We start from the raw sequence: 3,667 nt of genomic DNA, 5'->3' as shown, positions 1-3,667 counted from the left end.
GATCACGATCAATGGACCTTGAGGCGCGTCTTCCAAGCGCTTGCACCATGAGATCGGCGCGTCGGACCCGTAGAGCGCCGTCTGTTGGACCTCGCGCAGCACGGGGCTTGTCTCGATCAGCGCGACAGTGACGTTCGCCAAAAAGTCCGGCACGCTGCGCCAGGCGCGCATGGCGTCCGCCATGAGCGTGCCCCGGCCGGGCCCCAACTCAGCGACCACGATAGGCTTCGGCGCGCCCATGGATTGCCATAAGGAGACGGCCCAGAGCCCGAGAAGCTCGCCGAAGACCTGGCTCACTTCCGGCGCGGTGATGAAGTCGCCGTCCGTGCCGATGGGCTGTCGCGAAGGGTAGTAACCTGCGTCCGTGTCGGCGAGACAGGCTTCCATATAAGCGGCGACGCTGATGGGGCCCTTGCGGGCGATGCGCTCTTTCAGCCTTGCTGTGAGCAGCGTGCTGTTCAGGCTGTGCGGCTTCCGCGCGGCGGCCATCACGCAGCCAAGGCCGGCTTTCGTCTTGCCCGCCAGATGAGCCATGCACCGATCAAGACCATGGGGATGGAATAGACCATGCCTGGTGTCAAAATGCCGACGTCCAGGGGATGGCCGGGATGCGGCTCTCGCGCGAATTCCTCAACGAGGCTGCGGAAGATGCCGTAGAAGATGAGGAACAGGCCGAACACGGTGCCGGGCCGCGTCAGCGCTTTGAAATAGTGCGTGGCGATGCGCAAGATAATGAACAGGACGACGCCCTCGAGGGCTGCTTCGTAGAGCTGGCTCGGATGGCGCGGCTCACCGTCCACCCCGGGGAACACCATGGCCCAGGGCACGTCGGTCGGGCGGCCCACCACCTCGGAGTTGATGAAATTGGCGAGGCGGCCGAAGAACAGGCCGAACGGTGTGGCGGCCGAGGCCACGTCGCCCAGCGATAGTGGATTGATCTTCTTGATCCAAGAGAACACGGCGACCGCGATGACGACGCCGAGCAGGCCGCCATGGAAGGCCATGCCGCCGTTCCACACCGCAGGGATCTCCGCGGGGTTCTGCCAGAAGAAGCTCGGCTCGTAGAACAGCACGAAACCGAGACGCCCGCCGACGATGATGCCGAGCGTGATCCACAGCAGAAAGTCGTCGGCCTGGCCCACGGTCATCGGCGGCTTGCCGCCCCACAGCGCAGGGCGCGACACGAGATAGCGGCCATAGAGCCAGCCGAGCAGGATGCCGGCCATATAGGCGAGCCCGTACCACCGCACGGAAACGGGGCCGAACTCGATGGCGACAGGGTCGATGACTGGGTAGGGAAGAACGAAAAGCTGCATCACGCCTCGGGTCGAAAGACGGGGCGACCCTTGACCGCCGGTACGGCACTGTCAAGGCGCGCTTGGCCTCAGGGGCGGGCGGCTTGCCTCGGCCAGCGTGCCACGCAATAGTCGCCTCAAGTGACAGTTTGGCTTCACGCTTTCTGGAGACCATGGGCCATGACGCAGACCAGCGGACGGTTTTTCGACGAGCTCGGCAAGCTCCTAACCGACGCGGCCGGCGCCGCCGACGGCGTGCGCAAGGAGGTCGAAGGCGTGGTGCGTGCGCAAGCGGAGCGCGTGTTGCGCGAACTCGACGTGGTGCAGCGCGAGGAGTTCGAGGCGGTCAAGGCGATGGCCCAGAAAGCGCGCGAAGAGAACGAGCTTCTCAAGGAGCGCCTCGCCGCGCTGGAGTCCAAGGCCGCGAAGGGTAAGTCCAAGAAGGGCTCCTAGGCGCGGCCATTGAGAGTCGAGTCGAGTTTCCACGTAATCCACAGCTTTTTCACGCCATCCACAGCAATTCGCGCTTAGCGGACTCTGCCTGCGTTCTACTCGCAGACTCCCCGTTATATAACTGATTCATCTACTGATTCGCGGCGGCAGTTTTGAGTGCGCGGACCCCTGAAAAGGCCCAGAGGACACGCATGGCTTCAATGCAAGCGACTTTCGATCATTTCACGAACCCGGTGGACATGGTGGAGCAGATTGCCACCATCCACGACTGGAGTTTCGAGCGCAGCGCGCCGGATGAGCTGACCCTGTCGGTCGCGGGGACGTGGTGCGACTACCATATCTCGTTGACCTGGCGCGAGGATCTGGAGGCGCTACATTTGGCCTGCGCCTTCGATTTCCGGGTGACCAAGGAGCGGCTCACCGAGGTTCACCGGCTGTTGGCGCAGATCAACGAGCAGCTTTGGCTCGGCCATTTCGACCTTTGGCAACAGGACGGTATGCTGCTCTACCGCAATGGGCTCCTGCTCGCCGGGGCCGATACCCATGCGGGGCAATGCGAGGGGCTGTTAAAAGCGGCGCTCGAGGCTTGCGAGCGCTATTATCAGTCTTTCCAGTTCGTGATGTGGGCGGGCAGGTCGGCCGAACAGGCGCTTGCCGCCACCATGCTCGAGACGCAAGGAAACGCATGACACTCCGCCTCGCCGGCCCGCTGCTACTGATCGGTGCGGGCAAGATGGGCGGGGCGCTGCTCGAGGGATGGCTCAAGCAGGGCCTCGACCCGGCCACGGTCTTTATCCAGGATCCCGCGCTGTCTGAGGCGATGGGCGCGTTCGCCGCGCGCCACGGCATCGTGGCGAACGACGCGCCGGAATTGCCGGCGCCGCCTGCGGTTATCTTGATCGCGGTGAAGCCAAACGTAGCCGAGAAGCTTCTGCCCGAGGTCGAGCCTATGGTCGGCGAGACGACGGTGGTCCTGTCGATCGCCGCGGGGCGCACACTGGAAAGCCTGTCGCGCTATCTGCCGGACACCGTCGCGGTAGTGCGGGCCATGCCGAACACGCCTGCTTCGGTCGGGCAGGGCATCACCGTGTGTATCGCCAACGCCAATGTCACGGCAGAGCAGAGGCGCGAATGCGATGCACTGCTCTCCGCCGTCGGCGATGTGGTCTGGGTTGAGGACGAGGCGCTGCTCGATCCGGTGACCGCGGTGTCAGGCAGCGGACCGGCCTATGTGTTTCTGCTCGCCGAATGTCTCGAGCAAGCGGGCATCGATGCGGGGTTGTCGCCGGAACACGCCAGGCAGCTGCGCGAGCGACGGTCGCCGGCGGGCGCGCTTCTGGCACAGTCAGATGAAGACGCCGCCACGCTGCGAAAGAACGTGACCTCGCCCGGCGGCACCACGGCGGCCGCGTTGGAGGTGCTGATGGATGAGGAGCGGATGAAGACTCTGCTCTCCCGCGCCGTCGCCGCGGCGGCCAAGCGCTCCCGGGAGCTTTCGTCTTAGGGCTTTTGGATCGCGTGACCGGTCTTTAGATGGCCACCAAGAGAGCCTATCTTCCTGGGTAAAGGTACCCAAGGAGTACGGTCATGTTCGAAGATTTCTCCAAACGTAACAAAGCGGTGCGGGCCGCGCTGGAGCTGGCGCAGTCACGCGATTGGGGCGACGTCACGCTCGTCGATATCGCTAAGCAGGCGGGGCTCGATCTCGCCGATCTCAGGCGCGAGTTCGCCTGCAAGAGCGATATCTTGCGCGCCTTCCAGGCCGAGGTCGACGCCGAGGTGCTGGCCAAAACCAAGCCCGGGAGCGCGGAGGGAAGCGTGCGCGACCGTGTGTTCGACACGCTGATGACGCGGTTCGAGGTGATGAGCCCGTACAAGCCCGCGCTGAAGCGCATTGCCTGCTATTTGCGCTGCCGACC

The 3,667-nt window shown here is 64.4% G+C and carries 5 protein-coding genes and 1 pseudogene; 4 read left to right on the top strand and 2 right to left on the bottom strand.

Annotated features, from left to right (window positions below):
• Together AUC71_RS10945 and lgt are read right to left on the bottom strand one after the other, a co-directional pair.
• Positions 1-534 (bottom strand): SAM-dependent methyltransferase (locus tag AUC71_RS10945; protein WP_244500915.1); only part of this gene is annotated, 534 nt, incomplete at its 3' end.
• A complete protein-coding gene (lgt, locus tag AUC71_RS10940) occupies positions 489-1,316 on the bottom strand; it encodes a prolipoprotein diacylglyceryl transferase (RefSeq protein WP_069624294.1) in 828 nt (275 codons plus the stop codon). The genes AUC71_RS10945 and lgt, both read right to left, overlap by 46 nt.
• 159 nt (positions 1,317-1,475) lie before the next feature.
• On the opposite strand from lgt, the gene AUC71_RS10935 reads away from it, so the two are divergent.
• The 4 genes and pseudogenes from AUC71_RS10935 to AUC71_RS10920 form a co-directional block, all read left to right on the top strand.
• Positions 1,476-1,748: an accessory factor UbiK family protein gene (locus tag AUC71_RS10935; RefSeq protein ID WP_069624293.1), complete on the top strand. Its 273-nt coding sequence runs from the start codon at positions 1,476-1,478 to the stop codon at positions 1,746-1,748.
• A gap of 191 nt (positions 1,749-1,939) precedes the next feature.
• The gene (locus AUC71_RS10930; protein ID WP_069624292.1) at positions 1,940-2,437 is read left to right on the top strand and encodes a type III secretion system chaperone family protein; all 498 of its coding nucleotides are present in this window, start codon (positions 1,940-1,942) and stop codon (positions 2,435-2,437) included.
• Positions 2,434-3,252: a pyrroline-5-carboxylate reductase gene (gene proC, locus AUC71_RS10925; protein WP_069624291.1), complete on the top strand. Its 819-nt coding sequence runs from the start codon at positions 2,434-2,436 to the stop codon at positions 3,250-3,252. The genes AUC71_RS10930 and proC overlap by 4 nt, the downstream gene beginning before the upstream one ends.
• An 83-nt stretch (positions 3,253-3,335) precedes the next feature.
• A pseudogene (locus AUC71_RS10920) lies at positions 3,336-3,667 on the top strand (TetR/AcrR family transcriptional regulator); the annotation flags it as partial.

The organism is Methyloceanibacter marginalis, assembly GCF_001723295.1.
Taxonomy (GTDB): Bacteria; Pseudomonadota; Alphaproteobacteria; order Rhizobiales; family Methyloligellaceae; genus Methyloceanibacter; species Methyloceanibacter marginalis.
This window is presented reverse-complemented; position numbering and strand designations above follow the sequence as displayed.